5 protein-coding genes are annotated in these 3,564 nt (G+C 68.5%); 3 read left to right on the forward strand and 2 right to left on the reverse strand.

The genetic code is table 11. From position 1 onward, the window contains the following. On the reverse strand, positions 1-221 hold a 221-nt coding region (locus EAO76_RS43690; protein WP_148841745.1), incomplete at its 3' end, for a transposase. 292 nt (positions 222-513) lie between these two features. Between EAO76_RS43690 and EAO76_RS47200 the strand changes: the two genes are divergently transcribed. Then, the gene (locus EAO76_RS47200; RefSeq protein ID WP_262376279.1) at positions 514-660 is read left to right on the forward strand and encodes a hypothetical protein; all 147 of its coding nucleotides are present in this window, start codon (positions 514-516) and stop codon (positions 658-660) included. Positions 661-697: 37 nt separating this feature from the next. On the opposite strand, the gene EAO76_RS43700 is transcribed toward EAO76_RS47200, so the two are convergent. Then, positions 698-970 (reverse strand): DUF6225 family protein, encoded by a 273-nt coding sequence (locus tag EAO76_RS43700; RefSeq protein ID WP_148841746.1) that lies wholly within the window; start codon positions 968-970, stop codon positions 698-700. 241 nt (positions 971-1,211) lie between these two features. On the opposite strand from EAO76_RS43700, the gene EAO76_RS43705 reads away from it, so the two are divergent. Continuing rightward, entirely contained in the window at positions 1,212-2,201 is a 990-nt protein-coding gene (locus EAO76_RS43705) for a Ku protein (protein ID WP_148841747.1), read from the forward strand. A gap of 897 nt (positions 2,202-3,098) precedes the next feature. Then, the coding region (locus EAO76_RS43715; protein WP_148841749.1) for a hemerythrin domain-containing protein at positions 3,099-3,564 on the forward strand (466 nt) is incomplete at its 3' end.

A 3,564-nucleotide genomic window follows, 5' to 3' on the forward strand; every position in this document is an offset into this window, starting at 1 on the left:
AGCTCCGCTTCCACCAGGCTGGCGGCCTGGGCAGACGCGGTCGTCCGCGTCGTGGAGCGAGCGCCGGAGCGTCGTCCGTCATCGGCCCGGATCCAGTTGCGCAGCGTCTCGGTGTTCACCCCGAGGTCCTCGGCGACCGACTTGATCGTCGCTCCCGGCCTCGATCGGTACAACGCGACCGCGTCCGCCTTGAACTCGGCGGGATAGTGCTTCATAGCCATCTGTGCGGGACTCCGTATCCACCCGGACCATCAAGATCCAAGTGTCTCTGGTGTCCAACATCCGGGGTCAACGCCCGTTGTCCTGGACCACACCGCTCTGGCCGCTCTGTACCGGGCGGATCCCTTCTTCACCGGCCTTTACATCGAAGCCTCCCGCGGTACCGGCCGTGTCATCGTCTCGTCGCTGTCGGTCCTTGCTGCGGAGCGGTAGGTCACAGGTGCGGGCCGGCATGCGGCGTCGTTGCGGTTCGCGGAGAACGTCCCGTTCACCGCAGCCCATGCGGTGGATGCGATGGACTGGAGGAACGTGGACTGGCCGGTGGCTCATGCTGCTGCGATCGCCTGGCACGCGGTGAAGACGGGGGATCCGGTCAAGGTCCTGTCTCTGGAACCCGAGCTGTGCGCGGGTACCGGCATCACTCCGCTGAACCCCATCTGACCCCATAGCCGGGTGAAACGCGGTGGTTCATCCTGGTTCAGTCCAGACGGTCGTATGCGCCCGGTTCCCAGTCGGCGAACAGCGTCAGCGCCTCTGCCGTCTCGGTGCGTTCCGGCGTAGTGGAGGTGGCCGGCCACCAGTTCTCGACCTGATGCGCGTCCACGAGGACGAAGTCGCGGTATCCGTCGAAGTCGCCGGGGTCGCCTGCCACGCCGATGTGGATGGGAGCGTCATCGGGCAGGTCCTTGAGCGCGTCGCGAAGCTGCGCGGCATTCCAGACCTGCGGGGTGTGCTCGAAGACGTCGGTCATAGGCACAGAGTGCCGGACCGGACCACGTTGCTGGTGGAGACACGGCTACGTCCCGGTCCAGAGTACTGATCCGGCATGGCCCGCGAGCGGCGCAGGCCTTGTTGAGGGCCGGGGGCACCGTCCGGCGCAGGCCGGCCCCATGCCGGCAGCCGTGCCCCGGCGATCACGACAAGGGTGATCAGGCGGCGGGCGGGGAAGGAGCCAAGGTGCACGGCATTGCAGGTCGAGGTGGTGACCCGGGATGGCCAGGCCCATCTGGACGGGGATCGTCTCTTTCGGGCTCGTCTCGCTGTCGGTCGCGCTGTACACCGCGACCGACAGCCACACGATCCGCTTCCACCAGATCCAGCGTGGCACTGCGGACCGGATCCGCAACCGGCGCGTCAACGAGCGCACCGGTGACGAGATGGACCTGGACGAGATCGTCAAGGGCTACGACACCGGCAGCGAGTACGTGGTCGTCGAGCCCGAGGAGCTCGACGACATCGCGCCGGGGCGGTCCAGGGCCCTGGAGGTGTCCGAGTTCGTCGATCTCGACACGGTGGAACCGGTCTTCTTCGACAAGACGTACTACCTCGGGCCGCGGGGCGAGCAGTACGGCAAGGTGTATGCCCTGCTCCAGCGGGCCCTGGAGGAGTTGAACAAGGCAGGCAACGCGACCTTCGTGATGCGCGGGCGCGAGTACCTCGTCGCTCTGAAGGCTGAGGACGGCCTGCTGCCCCTGCATTCCCTGCACTGGGCGGACGAGATCCGCGCCCCCCACCAGGAGGTTCCCGACCTGCCGGGCAGGACGGAGCCGACCCCGGCCGAGGTGAAGATGGCCCACCAGCTCATCGACGCCCTCAGCGCCGACTGGGATCCGGAGGACTTCCACGACACCTTCCGGGAGAAGGTTGAGGCGCTGATCGAGACCAAGGCCGCAGGCGAGGCCGTGGAGAAGGCCGAGCCGGCCGTGCAGCCCACCGGCGTGGTCGACCTGCTGGAGGCCTTGCGTGCCAGCGTCGAGCGGGCCCGCGGCCCGAAGGACACCGACGAGAAGGCCAGCTGCTCTGGGAAGACCGGGCGCGGGAAGAAGCCTGCCGCGAAGAAGCGCACCAGGGCCTCGGATGTTGGGTCGCTTCGGTCGCTGACCAAGGCCGAGCTGTACGAGAGGGCCACCAAGGCCGACGTCAAAGGGCGTTCCGGCATGACCCGTGACCAGCTCGCCGACGCCCTTGCCAAGGACAGCTGAAGGGCCACAGCGGCCCACTGCTTTCGGGTGGGCCCTGGGTGCACCCCGCAACCCCGCGACACGACATGGGACCGGACCGGTTGGGGGCCCCGACCCTTGGCCGGTCCGGCAGCCTCGTTGGCCCGGCAGGCCGTCGAGGCTGCCGGGCGGTGCAGCGTGCTGCGAAAGCCGGGGGCGGAAGCCCCGCAACACACTGGTCTCTATCGGTTGGGCCACAAGCAACTGCCCGCCAGCATGACCCACTCCCGGTCCGCCTGGCCGGGAACGACACGCCCCTTGGCCGCCCAGTGAGCGGCCAGCGCTGCGAAGATCGGCTCGCCAGGGGCCTGCGGCGTCATTCCGGCGCGGCCAGTGACTGGGGCGGAGGGTGTCGTCGTAGTGGTCACGGGAGTTCTAACGTGCGAATCCGTGTGGCGTCACCCGTGGGCGGTTCTGCGCTCGCGGAGTGCGGTCGGAGCCTGGTGATGCCAAGGAGAACACCCCATCCCTGGAGCGCGGGGTGAGGCAGGAGTGGGAGCCGGAGGACCTGATCGAGGTCTGGACGCTGCTGGAGGAGGACCAGGAACGGCTGCGGAACAAGTCGGGGGCGAACCGGTTGCGCCTTCCCTCACACCGACATCGAGCGCTGACAGGAGGGCCCCAGGCGGGCATGGGTTGGGAAGTGGACCGGCGTGCCTGGGGGAGGTGTCCCCCGATCGGGACCGGGGCAGGACACGGCCGGACCACCGCCCGTAGTCCGATCCTTGTGCGGGACGGTGGTGATCGCAGGGCCGGGGAGGTGAGTACGGTGCGGTTCCCGCGCGCGTGACGCCGGTTCTGCGCGCCGGGATGTGTTGTCTGTGTGCTTGCACCCTCAACCTGAGGGGCGACGGTCCCCAGGAGAGGTGCTGTGTAGCGATGGAACCCGGTGGCGATGTGATCACGGAGCTCGTGGCCGATCACCGTGAGCTGGAGGATCTGTTCTCGCAGATCGAGCTGCAGCCGGTCGACCACCCCCGGCGCCGGGAGCTCGCGGACCGGCTGACCGCGGAACTGGTCCGGCACACCGTCGCCGAGGAGCTGCACCTCTACCCCGCCGTGCGCAAGCACGTACCCCACGGTGCGGCCATGGCGGACAAGGAACTCGCCGATCACGCCAGAGCCGAGCGCATGCTCAAGGACCTCGAAGACCTGAGCGTCGACGACCCGCGGTTCAACGACACGATCGCGAAACTGAAGTTCGACGTCGCCTCCCACGTGCGCGAGGAAGAACACGAACTGTTCCCGAAACTCGCAGCCACCCTCCCGCCCGAGACGCTCGCCGAACTCGGCCGACTGGTGCGCCGGACCAGTTCCGCGGTCAGCCGGTCCGCGAGCTCCCGGC

Source organism: Streptomyces sp. sk2.1, assembly GCF_008120935.1.
Classification (GTDB): domain Bacteria; phylum Actinomycetota; class Actinomycetes; order Streptomycetales; family Streptomycetaceae; genus Streptomyces.